This window comes from Empedobacter sedimenti (assembly GCF_030005555.1).
Classification (GTDB): Bacteria; Bacteroidota; Bacteroidia; order Flavobacteriales; family Weeksellaceae; genus Empedobacter; species Empedobacter sedimenti.
In genome coordinates this window covers 25,147-42,514 of record NZ_JASCQG010000005.1, presented here as the reverse complement: position 1 = coordinate 42,514, position 17,368 = coordinate 25,147, and the positions used below count along the sequence as shown (strand labels likewise).

Annotated in this window: 17 protein-coding genes; 15 read left to right on the top strand and 2 right to left on the bottom strand. The window is 30.1% G+C overall.

The genetic code is table 11. The annotated features are described in order from the left end of the window. Positions 1-24 precede the first annotated feature (24 nt). Entirely contained in the window at positions 25-1,359 is a 1,335-nt protein-coding gene (locus tag QHG34_RS06565; RefSeq protein WP_282629405.1) for an NAD(P)/FAD-dependent oxidoreductase, read from the bottom strand. A gap of 181 nt (positions 1,360-1,540) precedes the next feature. Between QHG34_RS06565 and QHG34_RS06560 the strand changes: the two genes are divergently transcribed. The 8 genes from QHG34_RS06560 (at position 1,541) to arfB (ending at position 10,842) form a co-directional block, all read left to right on the top strand. Beyond that, positions 1,541-2,620: an NADH:flavin oxidoreductase/NADH oxidase gene (locus QHG34_RS06560; RefSeq protein ID WP_282629404.1), complete on the top strand. Its 1,080-nt coding sequence runs from the start codon at positions 1,541-1,543 to the stop codon at positions 2,618-2,620. A gap of 3 nt (positions 2,621-2,623) precedes the next feature. Continuing rightward, complete coding sequence (gene gloA2, locus QHG34_RS06555) at positions 2,624-3,013, top strand: SMU1112c/YaeR family gloxylase I-like metalloprotein (RefSeq protein ID WP_282629403.1); 390 nt, start codon at positions 2,624-2,626, stop codon at positions 3,011-3,013. After that, positions 3,014-4,168 (top strand): MFS transporter, encoded by a 1,155-nt coding sequence (locus QHG34_RS06550; protein WP_282629402.1) that lies wholly within the window; start codon positions 3,014-3,016, stop codon positions 4,166-4,168. Between the two features lie 79 nt (positions 4,169-4,247). Beyond that, on the top strand, positions 4,248-5,042 hold the full coding sequence (locus tag QHG34_RS06545) for a LytR/AlgR family response regulator transcription factor (RefSeq protein ID WP_282629401.1): 795 nt from the start codon (positions 4,248-4,250) through the stop codon (positions 5,040-5,042). Next, entirely contained in the window at positions 5,029-8,055 is a 3,027-nt protein-coding gene (locus QHG34_RS06540) for a sensor histidine kinase (protein WP_282629400.1), read from the top strand. Before QHG34_RS06545 ends, QHG34_RS06540 begins: the two co-directional genes overlap by 14 nt. Positions 8,056-8,309: 254 nt before the next feature. Continuing rightward, positions 8,310-9,263 (top strand): aldo/keto reductase, encoded by a 954-nt coding sequence (locus QHG34_RS06535; RefSeq protein ID WP_282629399.1) that lies wholly within the window; start codon positions 8,310-8,312, stop codon positions 9,261-9,263. 2 nt (positions 9,264-9,265) lie between these two features. Then, on the top strand, positions 9,266-10,450 hold the full coding sequence (locus tag QHG34_RS06530) for an MFS transporter (protein WP_282629398.1): 1,185 nt from the start codon (positions 9,266-9,268) through the stop codon (positions 10,448-10,450). Next, positions 10,450-10,842, top strand: a complete 393-nt coding sequence (gene arfB, locus QHG34_RS06525) for an alternative ribosome rescue aminoacyl-tRNA hydrolase ArfB (RefSeq protein WP_282629397.1) — start codon at positions 10,450-10,452, stop codon at positions 10,840-10,842. The genes QHG34_RS06530 and arfB overlap by 1 nt, the downstream gene beginning before the upstream one ends. Positions 10,843-10,852: 10 nt before the next feature. Here the strand turns inward: arfB and QHG34_RS06520 are convergent, their stop codons facing one another. Continuing rightward, on the bottom strand, positions 10,853-11,134 hold the full coding sequence (locus tag QHG34_RS06520; protein WP_282629396.1) for a DUF1294 domain-containing protein: 282 nt from the start codon (positions 11,132-11,134) through the stop codon (positions 10,853-10,855). A gap of 142 nt (positions 11,135-11,276) precedes the next feature. Between QHG34_RS06520 and QHG34_RS06515 the strand changes: the two genes are divergently transcribed. The 7 genes from QHG34_RS06515 (at position 11,277) to QHG34_RS06485 (ending at position 17,204) form a co-directional block, all read left to right on the top strand. Continuing rightward, complete coding sequence (locus QHG34_RS06515; protein ID WP_282629395.1) at positions 11,277-11,996, top strand: 3-ketoacyl-ACP reductase; 720 nt, start codon at positions 11,277-11,279, stop codon at positions 11,994-11,996. A gap of 108 nt (positions 11,997-12,104) precedes the next feature. Then, positions 12,105-12,731 (top strand): hypothetical protein, encoded by a 627-nt coding sequence (locus tag QHG34_RS06510; RefSeq protein WP_282629394.1) that lies wholly within the window; start codon positions 12,105-12,107, stop codon positions 12,729-12,731. Positions 12,732-12,740: 9 nt separating this feature from the next. Further along, entirely contained in the window at positions 12,741-13,040 is a 300-nt protein-coding gene (locus tag QHG34_RS06505) for a winged helix-turn-helix domain-containing protein (protein ID WP_282629393.1), read from the top strand. A 65-nt stretch (positions 13,041-13,105) separates the two neighbouring features. Then, positions 13,106-14,515, top strand: a complete 1,410-nt coding sequence (creD, locus tag QHG34_RS06500; protein WP_282629392.1) for a cell envelope integrity protein CreD — start codon at positions 13,106-13,108, stop codon at positions 14,513-14,515. A gap of 126 nt (positions 14,516-14,641) precedes the next feature. Next, positions 14,642-15,106 carry a hypothetical protein gene (locus QHG34_RS06495; protein ID WP_282629391.1) on the top strand — a complete coding sequence of 155 codons (465 nt, stop codon included), beginning with the start codon at positions 14,642-14,644 and terminating at the stop codon, positions 15,104-15,106. Positions 15,107-15,282: 176 nt separating this feature from the next. Beyond that, positions 15,283-16,575, top strand: coding sequence for a branched-chain amino acid transport system II carrier protein (gene brnQ / locus QHG34_RS06490; RefSeq protein WP_282629390.1), 1,293 nt, complete (start codon positions 15,283-15,285; stop codon positions 16,573-16,575). A gap of 287 nt (positions 16,576-16,862) precedes the next feature. After that, positions 16,863-17,204: a cysteine-rich CWC family protein gene (locus tag QHG34_RS06485; protein WP_282629389.1), complete on the top strand. Its 342-nt coding sequence runs from the start codon at positions 16,863-16,865 to the stop codon at positions 17,202-17,204. Positions 17,205-17,368 lie beyond the last annotated feature (164 nt).

Sequence of the window (17,368 nt, the reverse complement as noted above, 5' to 3'; positions counted from 1 at the left end):
GTGGCTTTTTTTATTGATTTTTTTCTAAGCTTCTACTTCCTTATCTCTGTTTTTTGGAAAACGACGATATTGTTTTAGGTTAAATCTAAAATCTTTTTTCGTTGGTCGAACAATGATACGTAATGAAGAATCATTCGTAAAATATGTTTGAGCCCAGTTTAAGAAAATAGCTAATTTGTTACGTACTGTTAAGATTAACATTAAATGTAAAAACATCCATGTGTACCAAGCTAAACGTCCAGAGAAAGAGAATTTAGGTAAATCTACTACAGCTTTACGTTTACCAACTGTTGCCATAGATCCTGGATCATCATACTCAAATAAATTTAAGCTTTCTTGATTAGCACCATTACCAATTTTTTCGAAATTCTTAGCTAAATTAACAGCTTGATCTCCTGCAACACGTGCTAACTGTGGATGTCCTTGTGGATACTTTGGCGTCTCCATGTAAGAAATATCACCAATTGCATAAATGTTGTTAGATCCTTCAACTTTACTTGTGCGATCAACTTTGATACGGAAACCTCTTTGTAATTCTTCTTTTGTCACAACTCCATCAGGGACATTTCCCATAACACCAGCTGCCCAAATTAAATTACGCGTTTTGATGGTACGACCATCAGCAAGAGAAATTGTTTTTCCATCGTAATCAGTTACGCGTCCTTCTGTCCAAACATTTACTCCTAAATCAGTTAAATACTCTTTTGATTTTTTATGAGCCAAATCAGACATCGGTCCTAATAAATTTGGACTACCTTCAATCAAGTAGATATTCAATTTAGAGAAATCTAAATCTGGATAATCTTTCGGAAGAATAAATTTTTTCATTTGCGCAATTGCACCTGAAAGCTCAACACCAGTTGGTCCTCCACCTACAACAACAATATTCATTATTTCTTCCATTTCTTCGGGAGATTCAGCAGAATAGGCACTCTCAAAGTTTGTTAATAATCGATTTTTTAGCGTTAACGCTTCATTAGTCGATTTCATTGGGAACGATAGTTCCTCAATTTGCTTGTTACCAAAGAAATTTGTGGTACATCCCATGGCAACAACCAAGTGGTCATATGCAAAATCACCAATTGTAGTTTCAACAACGTTATTTTCTTTATTTATAGCCGTAACTTCTGCTAAACGAACGCTCACATTTTTACTTCCCTGAAAAACTTTACGTATAGGGAATGAAATATCACTTGCGTTAATTGCAGCTGTTGCAACTTGATAAAAAAGAGGTTGAAATTGATGGTAATTATAGCGGTCAATAAGTGTAACAGAAAAGTGTGGGTTATTATTTAATTTACGGGCTAATTTAAGTCCGGCAAATCCAGCACCTAAAATGACAATCTTTTTCTTTTCCAAAATTCACTTTTTTGTAAAATTACGAACAATGTGAGAAACAATGAAAGATTTCTTCAAAATTATTCTGAGGCTTAACGATTTATCACGATATTCAACTGATTATTAGATTTTTTTAAATTCATGTTTTTTGTCAGTATTGAATAAATCTTATAAATTTATATTGCATTAAAAGATTTTACAAATGAATAAACTGTTTGAACAGATTAATATAAACGATTTTATCTCGTTAAAAAATAGAATTATAATGTCTCCAATGTGTCAATACTCTGCGAAGGATGGATTTCCTAATGATTGGCATTTTCAACATTATGTTTCGAGGGCTGTAGGTGGAGTTTCTGCAATAATTCAAGAAGCTACAGCTGTAACACCAGAAGGTAGAATTTCGTATGGTGATTTAGGAATTTGGAACGATGATCATATTACTGAATATCTAAAGTTAACTCAAGAAATAAGAAAGTATAATTGTGTTCCTGGAATACAATTGGCGCATGCAGGACGAAAAGCAAGTACAGAAAAGCCTTGGCTGGGACATCAACAAATAAAATCTGACCAAAAAAATGGCTGGAAAACAATTTCGAGTTCTGATCTTCCTTTTAATGAAACTGATGAAGCACCGCAAAAATTATCAATTCCTGAAATAAAAGATGTCATAAAACAATGGGGAAAAGCGACGGAACGAGCTATTAAAGCTGGTTTTGAGATTTTGGAAATTCACGGAGCGCATGGATATTTGGTTCATCAATTTTTATCTCCATTGATTAATTATAGAACAGATGATTATGGTGGTAATTTCGAGAATAGAATTCGTTTTGTTTTAGAAATCGTTGATGAAATGAAGAAATACATAACAACTCAGTCTCTTTGGATTCGTTTGTCAGCAACTGATTGGGCAGAAAATGGTTGGAATCTTGAAGAAACAGTAAAGTTATGTGAAATTCTGAAAGATAAAGGAGTGGAAGTAATGGATATATCGTCTGGAGGAGGAGTAAGTCAACAGAAAATTGAGGTTAAAAAAAATTATCAAGTTCTATTTGCATCTACAATAAAAAATAAAGTAAATACAATAACTGGTGCTGTAGGTTTAATTTTTGAAGCAAAACAAGCTGAAGAAATTCTTCAAAATAATGAAGCAGATTTAATCTTTTTAGGTAGAGAATTATTGCGCGATCCATACTTTGCATTGCTTGCTGCAAAAGAGTTAAAGGAAGATATTAATTGGCCACCACAATACGAAAGAGCAAAAAACAATCATTACCTATAAACAATGTTAACATTAAATAAAATTCATCATATTGCCATAATTTGTTCTGATTACCAAAAATCAAAACATTTTTATACAGAAATTTTAGGCTTAGAAATTTTGCAAGAAGTTTACCGAGAAGAGCGAGATTCTTATAAATTAGATTTAGCTTTGCAAAATAATTATTGCATCGAACTTTTTTCGTTTCCCAATCCACCACAACGTGTTTCTCGTCCTGAAGCCTCTGGCTTGAGGCATTTGGCATTTGCAGTGAGTAATATTGAGAAAGAAATAGAGAAGTTGAAGCAATATCAGATAAATGCAGAGCCAATTCGTGTGGATGAATATACACAAAGGAAGTTTACTTTTTTTGAAGATCCTGACGGTTTGCCGATAGAATTATACGAAGAATAAATGGTACAAAAGAGTTTACTTGCCTTGGCAATGGGAGGTTTAGCCATCGGAATGACGGAATTTTCGATGATGGGAGTGTTAGAAGATTTTGCAAAGGATTTGAATATTTCAATTCCAACAGCCGGAAATTTTATTTCCATGTACGCAATGGGCGTTATGGTTGGCGCACCTACACTAATTATGGCTACAAGTAAATATTCTCCTAAAAAAGTATTGATTTTTTATATGCTTTTATTTACCATTTTTAATGCATTATTTGTGATAGCTCCTAGTTATAATACCTTATTAATTGCTCGTTTTATGTCTGGATTACCACATGGTGCTTTTTTTGGAGTAGGATCTGTTGTGGCAGCTCAACTAGCGACAAAAGGAAAGGAAGCTCAGGCTATTTCTATTATGTTTGCAGGTCTTACATTTGCTAATTTGGTAGGTGTTCCGTTAGGAACAAAACTAGGACAAGTTTTTTCTTGGCGTTTAACTTTCGGAATTATCACAAGTTTAGGATTAATCACCATGTTAGCTATATCACTTTGGATACCTAATCTTAAAAATACAAATAAAGGAAGTTTAACAGAACAGTTAAGTTTCTTTAAAAAATGGGAAGCTTGGGTACTAATATTAATGATTTCTATTGGTACATCAGGTCTATTTGCTTGGATAAGTTATATTTCTCCTTTAATGACAAACGTTGCTAATTTACCAAAGGCTAAAGTTCCTATTATTATGACCTTGATTGGTTTAGGAATGTTTGTAGGGAATTTTATTGGTGGAAAATTAGCAGATACGATGTCACCTAATAAAGCCGCGATTATTTCATTTTCTTCAATGGCTATATGTTTAGTTGTAGTGTATTTTACATCTCATAACGAAATTATGGCGTATGTCATGTCATTTATAACTGGTTTAATAGCTTTTACAATTGGTTCGCCAATACAAATGATGTTGATTAAGAACGGAAAGGGATCAGAAACTTTAGCAGCTGCAGCTGGACAAGCAAGTTTCAATATTGGGAATGCTTTGGGGGCTTTTTTAGGTGGAATTCCAATTGCGATGGGATTAGGTTATAATTCGCAATTATGGGTAGGTTTTATAATGGCTTCTGTCGGAGCAATTATCGCTTGCGTTTTTTTGCAATTAAAGTCAAAAAAAATATAATACAATAAATGATTCAAATAAAAGGATGTTCTTATAGAGCATCCTTTTTTAGTTATATTTGTGAGAAATAATCAAGACCATGAAAAATTACAAAGCACTTATTATTGATGATGAACATTTTGCACAACAAGGGCTTAAGAAAATTATTCAACATGCTTTGCCAAATTTTTTTATATCGATTGATACTGCAAGTTCTGTTAAAGAAGGCGTTGAGCTAATTAATGAAATTAACCCTGATATTGTTTTCTTGGATATTCAGATGCCAAATGAATTTGGGTTCAAACTATTTGATTATTTTGATGAAATTACCTTTGATGTAATTTTTACAACAGCTCATTCCGATTATATTTTACAAGCAGTTAATCAATGGGGATGTTTAGGTTATTTGATGAAACCAATTGCTATTGCGGAGTTAAAAACTTTATTAAACCGGTTTGATGAGAGACAAAATTCTTTTCAAAAAATAGAGAATTCTTCGCCAATTTTAGATGAAATTGAAGAAGAGTTAAGTAATGAGGATTTAAAAAACATCTTTAAAAATGAGCACGGAATCATTTTTATTCCATCAATTACAGAGGTTTTAGTAATTAAAATTGACGAAATTATCTATTGTAAAGCAGACGATAGTTATTGTACAATTTTTACAAAAGACGATGCTTACATGGTTACTAAAACACTAAAAGAGGTAGAAAGTTTAATCAATCAAACAAATTTTTTTAGAGTTAATCGTTCCTATTTGGTGAATATAAATTTTGCCAAAAAGTTTGATAAACGTAATAATGTGTTGATTTTGAATTGCGAACCAAAAGATGGTGAAATCAGCTTACCAGTCACTTCGTTAGGCTATAAAATTTTATCGAATGTTATTTCGTAATCTATTCGTATTCTTTTTTCTTTTCCAAAGTTTTGTATTTGGTCAATATACATTAACCAAACAATATACTTACGAGAACGGTTTACCTGCAAATGAAATTTTAAGTATTTACAAAGACTCAAGAAATTTTCTTTGGGTTGGATCTCGTTTTGGTGTTATTGTAAAAGATATGGAAAGTTTTAAATTATTAAAACGTTTTGAAAAAATACAATTCAATAATATAGCGACGATTACTGAAGATAAACAGCACAATATGTGGTTTGGTAGTTATGGACAAGGCTTGGTTAAATTTACAGGACAAGGTTTTGAAAAGATTAATACATCTAAAGGTTTAGTTTCAGATAGGGTTCGTAAATTATTTATAGATAATGATTTAATGTATGTTGCTACGCAAGGTGGAGTTTCTATTATTGATTTGAAATCGCAACAAATATCTAATCCTTCTTTTGAGAAAAGTAATAATATTGTTTTTGAGGCACTTACTTTTTTTAAGTATAAAAACAAGCTATATGTTTCTACGATAGATCACGGAGTTTTTGAGGTAACAAAAGACAAATTGATTTTTGTAAACAGCTTTAATCGATTATTAAATGCTTATTTATATCAAAATAGACTTTATTTTTCTACATATAATGGATTTTTCACTATCAATATAGATGATTTTTTAGCAAAAAAAAATACTTATCATAAAATTGATGTTTCTAGTGTTCGCGATCAGTTTATTTCTCACAAACGAAATTCGTTAATTACTACAGGGTACGATAATAGTTCTGGAAACGGAATGATCGCTGAGTTCAAAAACAATCTTTTTATCAATCAGAATGTTAATTTTAAGATTACTTCCGAGTATCCAAATGAGTTTGCTTTGGATGATCGGCAAAATTTAATTTATCTCGGAACATTAGATAAAGGAGTTTTTGAAATTCATTTGAATCATTTTCTTGATTATTCTACTATTGATAATAGAAAAATAATTGAGATGTTCAAAATCAATGGTAAGGATTATTTTTTATCGCCACTTGGTTTGTATATAAAAGAAAATGAACTGATTAAAACGTTTTTGTCCAGAGAAAAATTTTATGCTTTTATGGAGAATAATCGTTTTAAGCATTCAAAATTTATTCAAGAGAAAAACAAAGATTTTCAGGAAATTAATTATAATCTGAAACCAAATGAATTACGCTTTTATCGTATTATTAAGTATAAAAATTCATTTTGGGTTTCGACAAATTTAGGCTTGTTTGAAGTTGATTTTCAAGCAAATATTAAGAATTATTTACCAATTAAACCATATTATTTCACCTATTTTAATGATCAATTTATTGTTGCAAATTCAGTAACAGGAATGCTGATTTTTGATGATTTGTATAACTTAAAATACACGAAGTTTGCTGATTCTCAAGCTAACGTTCCAAAAGATGTTGTGTCTATAACTAAGAATGATTATTCAGTTTTTTTTGGTTCTACAATGGACGGTTTGTTTAAATATGAAAACGGAGCTTTTACATCATATTTACAGACAAATCAGTTTAAAGAAGCCAAGTTGAAGATGATAAAGTGCATTGGTAATAATCAGATTTTGGTTGCTACAGAGTTTTCAAAAGTATTTTTATTAGAAATTAAAGGTGAGCAATTACGTCAGTTAAAAGAGATCGATATTCGTAAAATTGGTGGAGAAAATATAAGCTCAATAGATGTTTTTGATCAAAAAATTGTAATTGGGACAAACAGAAGTTTATTGATTTTTGATCAAGAAAAAATATACACTATCAATAATGAGTTAGGGTTTGTAAACAAAGATATTCATTCGTCTATTTTTGATGGAAAAACACTTACATTGGGTGTAGAAAATGGATTGTATAAGATAAATCTTAATCAATTAATTAATCAAGCTAAAAAAAGTCACCAACTAATTATTACAAGTGTAAAAATTAATGAAGAAAAGTTTGATAATGAGAAGTTTATGTGGTTTGATTTGATCAACAAAAACTTAGAATTAAAAAACAATGAGAACAATATTTTTATCGATTTTTCACTTGTCGATGTAGAATTTCCGTTGAATTATAAATACCGTTATAGAGTAAATCCTGATGAAAAATGGAGCGAGTATTTTTCGGATGAGTTTGTTTACTTCCGAAATTTAACTTTTGGTTCTTACCAGGTTCAACTCGAGATTACTAATACAATTAATGGTGATGTGGAAATTGTAGATTTGATTTCATTTAAAATTAAAGAACCTTTTTATCTTAATATTTACTTTATTTTATTGTCTTTAATTTCTTTAGGATTACTTATTTACAAATACAATTCTTCTAAAATAAAAACACTTAAAACGATTAATCAATTAAAAATTAATCAATTAAACGAGAAAAGTAAGCAAGAAACGAATCGCCTTTTATTGGAAAGACAGTTAACAGAAACTCGACTTGTTGCTTTACAATCTCAGATGAATCCTCATTTCATTTTCAATGTTCTTAATTCAATACAATACTACATATTAGATAACGATGTAGACAATGCTTTGAACAGTTTAGGTCGTTTTTCTCATCTTATTCGACAAATGTTAAACTTATCGACAAAAAATGAAATTAGTTTAAAAGAAGAAATCGATTTCTTAAAACTTTATGTCGAAGTAGAGAATTTTAGATGGAAGAATAAGATTAATTTCATAGTTAATATTGACGAATCAATTGATATTTATAATGTTAAGATTCCACCAATGTTAATTCAACCACTTTTAGAGAATTCTTTTGTTCATGCTTTTGACCAGAATGATGTAGATCCAACAATAAAACTTAATATTAATAAATTAGGAGATCTTCTCGAAATCAATATCATAGACAACGGAAAAGGTATGATTGCGAAAGAAGCAAATGCTTTGCATGAGTCAAAGGCGTTGAAAATTATTGAAGAACGATTGAAACTTCTGAATGATAATACAACAAAGAATATTGAAATAATTTCGGATTCAGACGGAACTAAAGTTACATTGATTTTGAGAATTGATTTATAAATTCACTTGTTTAAAATAGATGTTTACCATCGCTAAATGATAATTCACAAAACGGAAACTCTATTTTTTTGATAGAAATAAGTACAATACTATATTTGTATATCGATTTCAAACTAAGTATTAAACTTAGGTACTAGTTTTCTAAACCTATGAAAACGTAAAGTATCCTAAAAGTTACATTTTTCGACGTGTGAGTCAAAAAATTTTACAAGAAGAAAGCTACTGCAAAGTAGCTTTTTTTTATCTTTATACCCATGGAAAATGTACAATTAGGAAATACAGATTTACAGATAAAGCCTATCTTTTTTGGAGGAAATGTTTTTGGTTGGACATTAAATGAGGAAGAATCTTTCCGAATTCTTGATGCTTTTTTGGATAGAGGATTTAATGCTATAGATACCGCAAATAATTACTCTTATTGGGTTGAAGGTAATGTTGGAACAGAATCTGAACGAATTATCGGAAATTGGATAAAATCAAGAGAAGTAAGAGATCAAGTAATTCTTGCTACAAAAGTAGGAGGACGAAATATGATTCAGGACAAACCGAACACATCCAAGGCACATATTCTTAAAGAAGTAGAAGAATCACTTATCCGTTTACAAACTGATTATATAGATCTATATCAAACTCATTATGATGATACAGAAACACCTGTAGAAGAGACATTGTCAGCATATAATCAATTAATCAAAGAAGGGAAAGTTAGATTTATTGGAGCTTCAAATTTTTCTTCAGAACGATTAATCGAATCATTAGATAAAGCCGAATTATATAATTTACCTGCATATAAAACCTTACAACCTGAATATAATTTATTTGATCGTCAGCATTTCGAAGAGTTTTTACAACCAGTTGCAGAAAAGTACAAGTTAGGTGTAATTCCTTATTATAGTTTAGCTAGTGGGTTTTTGTCTGGAAAATATAAGAGTGAAGATGATTTAGAGAAAAGTGTAAGAGGTAATGGTGTAAAAAAATACTTGAATGAAAGAGGTTTTAGAATTCTAGATGCTTTAGAAACAATCTCTAATCGTTACAATATCTCTTATTCTGCCGTTTCATTGGCTTGGCTATTGGAGCAAAAAACAGTTGTAGCACCTATTGTTAGTGCAACAAAAGAGAGTCATCTTGATGCTTTTGTAGAAGCAGTTAATATTCAACTTTCTCATGACGATGTAAAACTTTTATCAGAGGCAAGCGATTATTAATCATGGAAAATAGTTTACAAAAACCAAAACTAACACCAATAATTTTATGGATTATGATTATTGGAAGTGGGTTAGTAGTTGCTAATAATTATTACAATCAACCATTGTTGTCATTAATAGCAAAAGATTTCAATGTTTCCGAAAGTAATGTTTCCAATATCGCGATGTTGACTCAAATTGGTTATGCATCAGGATTATTGTTTATCATACCTTTAGGAGATTTGCTAAAAAGAAAACGAATGATTTTGATTGATTTTGTTTTCATTATTGCTTCACTTTTGGGTATGTATTTTGCACCTTCTGTAACTTGGCTTTTTCCACTTAGTTTTTTAATTGGTTTTACGTCAGTTATTCCACAAATTTTTGTTCCAATGGCAGCGGAGTTAGCCGAACCACAAAATAGAGCACAATCTGTTGGTATGGTGATGAGTGGCTTGTTAGTTGGTATTTTACTTTCTCGCGTTTTTAGTGGTTTTATTGGAGAACACTTAGGTTGGCGCGAAGTTTATTTATTAGGAGCAGTATTGATGGTAGTTTTATGGGTTTTTATTTACATTTTTTTACCAGAAATTCAACCAAATTTTAAAGGAACTTATGGTGGATTAATGAAATCTATTGTTGATTTAGTCAAAACACAACCACAATTACGATTAGCTGCTTTTCGTGGTGCAACAGGATTTGCAGCATTTAGTGCCTTTTGGACAACTTTGGTTTTTCATCTGGAAGAGGCTCCTTTTCATGTAGGAAGTGATGTAGCAGGAGCTTTTGGATTAATAGGAGCTGTAGGAGCATTAGCTGCAGCTTTGGTAGGTAAAGTGTCAAAACTGTTTTCTATATCCAGAATTATTTTTTATTCCATCATTATTATGCTACTTGCCTGGGGATTCTTTTATCAATTTGGTTATACATATTGGGGATTAATAGTTGGTGTAATATTAATCGATTTAGGATTACAAGCGATGCATGTATCTAATCAAACAATTATTTTTAGTCTGAATACAAAAGCAGGAAACAGAGTCAATACTGTATATATGACAAGTTATTTTATTGGTGGCTCGTTGGGTACATTTATTGCAGCCAATGCTTGGGATAAATATCAATGGAATGGAGTTGTGATGGTTGGTACATTTTTTACAATAATTTGTTTAGCATCTCATCTATTATTTACAAAGAAAACAAATAATTAATGAAAGATTTTTCTTCAGAAATAATATACAAAACAGCACGCAGTAGTGGAGCAGGAGGTCAAAATGTAAACAAAGTTGAAACAATGGTTTTGGCTAAATGGAACGTTTTAGAATCAACTTATTTTACTGATGAAGAAAAGAATTTGATTGTAGAAAAATTAAAGAATAAGATTAATTCAGAAGGATTTTTACAAGTCAATTCGCAAGAGTCACGTTCTCAATTAGAGAATAAAGAGAAAGCAACAGAGAAGTTACAGGAGTTAGTTGAAAAAGCATTAATTGTTCCTAAATCAAGGAAAAAAACTAAACCTACGAAGGCTTCAAATTTGAAACGATTAGATCATAAAAAAATACAATCAGAGAAAAAAGATAATCGTAGATTTAGGTTATAAGTAGAAATGCTTAATCAGGTAAAAGATCAATGAACTTATAGAACAGAACACATTGTATAAAGATGATTATCACAATTACAAAAATGAAAGAATTCTTTTTTGTCTTGTGTCTAAAAATTTGCATACCAAGTAAGGTTCCTATAGATCCGCCTAAAAGACTAACTAAATAGAGTGTAAACTCAGAAATACGAGACTGTTTTTTGATTGATTTCTTTTTATCAATTTTCATTAAAAAAAATGAAAAGATATTGATCAATATAAAATAGAGAAAAAAATAGAGTAGAGTATTCATAATAAGGTGATAGAGTTAATTATTGCGAATATAATGTATTATTATAAAATTTCAAATATTAGTTAAATATAAAGTATAATTTTATGATAATCAAAAAGGAAGCTGATTAATAAACATATCTTAACGATTAAAAAATATTTATATGCAAGATTTAAAAGGTAAAAAAGCATTAGTAACAGGAGGAAGCCGAGGTTTAGGAAAAGCAATTGCAATTGCGTTGGCAAAAGAAGGGGTAGATGTTGCAATTACAGGTCGTAATAAAAGTACATTAGAAGATACGACTGCAGAAATTAAATCTTTAGGAGTTAATGCAACGTATTCTATTTTTAATGTAGCAGAAAAAGTTGAAGTTAAAATGCAAATTCAGCGATTGATTGATTCATTCGGAGCATTTGATATTTTAATCAATAATGCTGGAATAGCAGCTTTCGGAAGTTTTGTTGAAATGGCAGAAAACGATTGGGAAGATATTGTACGCACCAATTTATTTGGTCCGTATTATGTTTCTAAAGCTGTTGTTCCGTCTATGATTGAGTTAGGAAGCGGAGATATTATAAATGTTTCTTCGACAGCTGGACTAAAAGGTAACGCTGTAACTTCAGCTTATTCAGCATCAAAGGCAGGATTGATAGGTTTATCAGAATCATTGATGTTTGAGCTGAGAAAGAAGAATATTCGTGTTACAACACTTACACCAAGTACCATTGCATCAGAAATGTCTAAAGATGTTTTGAAAATTACGGATGGTGATCCAGAAAAAGTTGTTCAACCCGAAGATTTTGCTCAATTAATTGTCGATTTATTGAAATTAGATAAACGTGCAATGTTAGCTTCTGCATCGCTATGGTCAACAAATCCTTAAAATAAAATATTAAATAGAGATCCAACTTTTATAAGTTGGATTTTTTTTGAAAAATATTTTGAGAATTCAATTTTAATTGTAACTTTGAATTACAAAGTACTTTTTGTTATGAGTCAAAATAATCCAGTAGAAAGTTTAAACGAAATCAAATCGATGATGCAACGTACATCAAAATTCACGAGTATTAGTGGATGGAGTGGAGTATGGGTAGGAATTGTTGGAATGATTTCGGCATGGATTGCCTATCTATTCATTCTAACTGATTTTGTTAATTACAGAGGAGCACAAAGAGTTTTAATAACTTCTGAAACAGATATTAAATTAATGATTTTAGGTTTTATTACTTTGTTTGTTGCTTGTGCTGGTGGTTTTTATTTCATGATTAGAAAAAGTGCTAAAGATGGAACTAAATTTATAAACCCAGTTACCAAACGTATTTTGCGTAAGTTCCTTTTTGTATTAGTTGTAGGAGGTATAGTTGGTTTAATTTTTATCAATAATTTAAGTTTTGCTTATGTTGCGCTAACTACCTTATTGTTTTATGGTCTATCATTGTATACAGTAGAACGTGATACAATTATAGAGATCAAATATTTAGCAATTTGTGAAATAATTTTAGGACTATTAGCTTTCTATTTTATTTTCAATGGTTTATTGTTTTGGTTTTTAGGTTTTGGTGTTCTACATGTGGTTTTTGGTGTATGGATGGTGCGTAAATACGATTACAAAGCTTAAATTTGTGTCATGGATTTTAACCTTAATAAACTAAACAAAGTCTTTGACAATCGTATTCGTGTGGGAATTATGAGTGCTTTGGTGATGAATGAAGAGATTTCTTTTAAGGATTTGAAAGACTTTTTAGATTTGACGGATGGTAACTTGGCTTCGCACCTAAAAAACTTAGAAGAAAACGATTATATTATTGTACACAAAGGTTTTATTGGACGTAAAACCAATACAACTTACTCAATAACAGCACTTGGGAAACAGGCTTTTCAGGAGCATTTAAACTATCTCGAAAAATTAATTAATAAAATAAAATAATTTTTTTTGTATTTATACTTTGAAAAACAAAGTGCTTTTTAAAATAATTAATAAAAAACAAACTTATGGAAAACAATGAATTAGAGAATGAATATAAAACTGTAAATCAATCAGTTTATTCATCAAACAAAACAATGATTAAAGGATTTTTAGTGTGCTTATTGGTTTTATTGATGTTGATTCCAATTCCTTTTATCTTAAATCTTATCGAAGAACGACAAGAGAATAAAGCAGGTGTAATTACAGAAATATCAAATAAATGGAGTGGTCAACAAACTGTTTACGGACCCTTTATTCAGCTTACTTATTTAGAAAAAGTAAATGATGAAAATGGTAAAGCTGTATCACAAGAAAGAACAAAATATGTTTCTGCAAACGATCTGTTAGTTAACGGGGCAATAGATTCTCAGCTAAAAAGCAGAAGTATTTATGATGCGGTTGTGTACACTTCTAAAATGAATTTAAGTTCAAAATTCATGAGTTATGATGAAATGTTGAAAGAAGCAGAAATACCAAGAGAAAGTATTGTTTCTACCAAAATTGTATTTGGAATTTCGGATACAAAAGGATATGAAAACAAGTTGATTGTAAAATCTGGTTCCAAAGATTATCCTTTAACTGCAGATCCTAAAACAGTTGTTTTAGAAACTCTTCCTGAGCCTATTTCGACTGGAAGTGAAGGAAGAGTTTATGCAGAAAATAAAGAAAATGTAAAAACTTTGTCGGTTCAATTTATGTCGCAGAAAATAGATCCAGCGACGTTTGATTTTAATGAAGTTGCGCTTAATTTTTCGATGAAAGGTTCTCAAGTACTTAATTTTATACCATCAGCAATTAATACAAAAGTTGATTTGACAACAAATTGGAAAGATTTGAAATATGATGGGAATTTTTTACCAAATACAGATCCTACTCATAAAGATGGAAAAACGAACGTGAAATGGTCTATTTATCAACAAAATCCATTACAAGGACAAGTTTGGCAAGATGCAAGTAATTTTGCAGATTATAGTTTTGGTGTCAACTTTTTGCAAATGAACGATCATTATGATAAAACATATCGTTCGACAAAATATGCAATTCTGTTTATTGGTTTAACATTTGTAGCATTTTTCTTTATAGAAAGTAGAAATAGTTTCAATATCCATCTAGTTCAGTATGCTTTGGTTGGTTTCGCTATTAGTGTAAACTTTGTACTTTTACTGTCTTTATCAGAGTATTTAGGATTTGACATTGCCTATTTTATTTCATCGGGAGCAACAATTTTACTGATTACTTTTTTCGTTAACTCTTTCTTGAAATCGATAAGTTTATCTCTAAAAATATCAATGATGTTAGTTGTTTTATATGCATTTATTTACAGTGTTTTACAACTAAAAGAACATGCTTTGTTAGTGGGTAGTATAGGATTATTTATTATTGTAGCAATCTTAATGTACTATTCAAAAAATATCGAATGGAACAAAACGAAGTAACTAAAAGATAGTTGTATGTACAGTTTTATTATTGTGTTAGTCATTTTTGTCTTGTTTATTATTCTGATAATATTTTTAATAGGATACTTAATTTACAAGTTTTTAAGATATATTAATTTTCCAAAATTGGCGATTTTAGCTACAGTTGCCTATGGATTGTTTATTATTTATATTCCAATTTCAGTTATTTATGAAGACGAATTATTCTTTAAACATGATGCAACTGAATTGGTCGAAGAGTTAGATTTTAAACTAAATGATAATTTTGAAATTATAGAAAATACTTCAAATTGGGGACTTGAAGAGTCTTATCACAAATTTATCTTAGAAATTTCAGATAAAGACAAGGCAAGATTAATTAATGAAATAAAATCGTCTAAAAATTACATGAATCAAAAGACGTATTCTTCTTCCAAAATTGTTTATCCAGATCGTTACAAAGGCAAAAAAACATTTTGGAATTATGAAGATGAGAGTTGGTATACAAGGCATTATTTTCAAACAAATGGAAATGGATATGCACCAGCAGATCGGTCAATTTCAATCTCAAAAACTTCAAACGAACTAAGATTTGAGGGTATAGACGATTAAATGATTCGTAATTTCATCACGAATTATTATATAAAATTTATCATTATTTATTCAAATCTGTCGATTTTATAAAATTACATAGTAAAAATCGAATAAATCGATTAAGTTTAGGGCTGCAAAATGCGATTCAGTTAATTTTGCAGTCCTTTTAATTACACTTAGGAGAAAATAAATATATGAAAAGTAAGAAGTTAACCAATGTTTTGACGCTTGGATTTGCGTTGTTTGCCATGTTTTTTGGAGCCGGAAATTTATTATTGCCACCATTAATCGGTGTAGAAGTTGGTTCTAATTATTTTGTTGCAATGCTTGCATTTGGATTAACGGGTATTTTATTGCCTTTTACAGGAATTTTATCAGTAGTTTTTTCTGGAGATAGTTTTAATGATTTGGGACATCGTGTCAACAAACATTTAGCAGCAATTTTAGGGACAATTATTATGGCTTGCATCGGTCCATTAATCGCCATTCCGAGAACAGCTGCTACAACATACGAAGTAGGTTTGAAACCATTTTTTCCTGAATTGAATCCTATTTGGGGTTCAGTTATTTTCTTTTCAATTACACTTGCTCTGGCTATTCGTCCATCAAGAGTGGTAGACGTTATCGGAAATTATTTGACACCTGTTTTATTGGTTCTTTTAGCATTATTAATTGTAGTTGGTATTGTACATCCAACAGCTAATTTAGAGGTTTCTAGAATGACAATGGTCGAGTCTTTTTCGCGTGGATTTATAGAAGGTTATCAAACATTAGATGTGTTAGCTTCGGTTATTTTTGCAGGAATTATCATCAATGCTGCTCGTGACAAAGGTTACACAGATACAAAAAGCAAAACACAGGTTGTAATTGTCTCGGGTTTATTGTCAACTACTTGTTTGCTGTTTGTTTACGGAGGTTTAATCTATTTAGGCGCCACTTCTGGGATAACTGATTCATCAATTTCTCGTGCCGAATTATTGATTGATATTTCACGTAACATCCTTGGAGATTATGGTTTAGTAGCAATTGCATTGTGTATGGCTTTTGCATGTCTTACAACGTCTATCGCACTTACAACAGCAGTAGCATCTTTCTTTAGTCAATTATCAAAAGGTACATTAAGTTATACTGTTGTAGCAATTATTTGTACCGTTATTTCATTTGGATTATCAGTAAAAGGAGTTGACGAAATTATCAATTTTGCTTATCCACCATTAGCATTTGTTTATCCAATTACAATTACTTTAGTCATTTACATTGTGCTGTTTGGGAAATCAGTTCAATCAAAAACACCTTATATCGGAGCATTAATAGCTTCGAGTATTGTTGCGACTTTAGGATTACTAAAATTGTTAGGATTATTAAGTGAAGATATCGTTTTAAGCTTAAACAAAATACCCTTTTTCGAGTACGATTTAGGATGGATAGTTCCTTCTGTTATCGGGTTTTTAATTGGTTTGGTCTACGATAAAGTTAGTAAAAAATAAAAAAAGTAAATCCTCAGACAATTACTATCTGAGGATTTAACCAATCAAAACTACTATAAAAAACACTAAATTGAATATGAAATACTCAAAAATTATAATGATGCAAATTTCATAATTTACTGATTATTAATAGTTAAAACTTAAGAGATTTATATAATGACTTAATAAGATTAATTTATAGTTATTTATTAATCAATGTTTTTGATGTGCTGGCTATTAATATTTAAGAACTTTTTAAGATTTTTAGTATCTTCAACAATATTTAATTATTTTTCAAATTTGATCTAATGCAAGAAACAACTTGTTCTCGATGTAAAAACACAATAAAGTGTAATGTAGATGATATTGAAAATTGCGATTGTAGCAAAATTCAATTAGATTCTCAAACTAAGGAGTTTTTAAAGAAAACGAATTACGATTGTTTATGCAATGATTGTTTAAAGCAGCTTGATTACTTTTCTGTTTTAGATAAAGAGTATAAACATCCTCAAACGCCTTCAGAGTTTGTTCCGCACATACATTATTATATTGAGAATGGTTATTGGGTTTTTACAGAATTTTTTCATTACCAGAAAGGAAAGTGTTGTAAAAATGGCTGTAGACATTGCGCATACGGTTATCAGAAATAAAAAATGGTTCAATTTGCATTGAACCATTTAAACCAACCTAAAAATACTATAAAAAAACTCTATTATTTAAGGATAATTCTTCTTCATTTATCTAATTCATATTATCCTCAACAACTATGAATAAATTATTTATAGTACAAAGGTAAATAAATTTCCAAATTAAA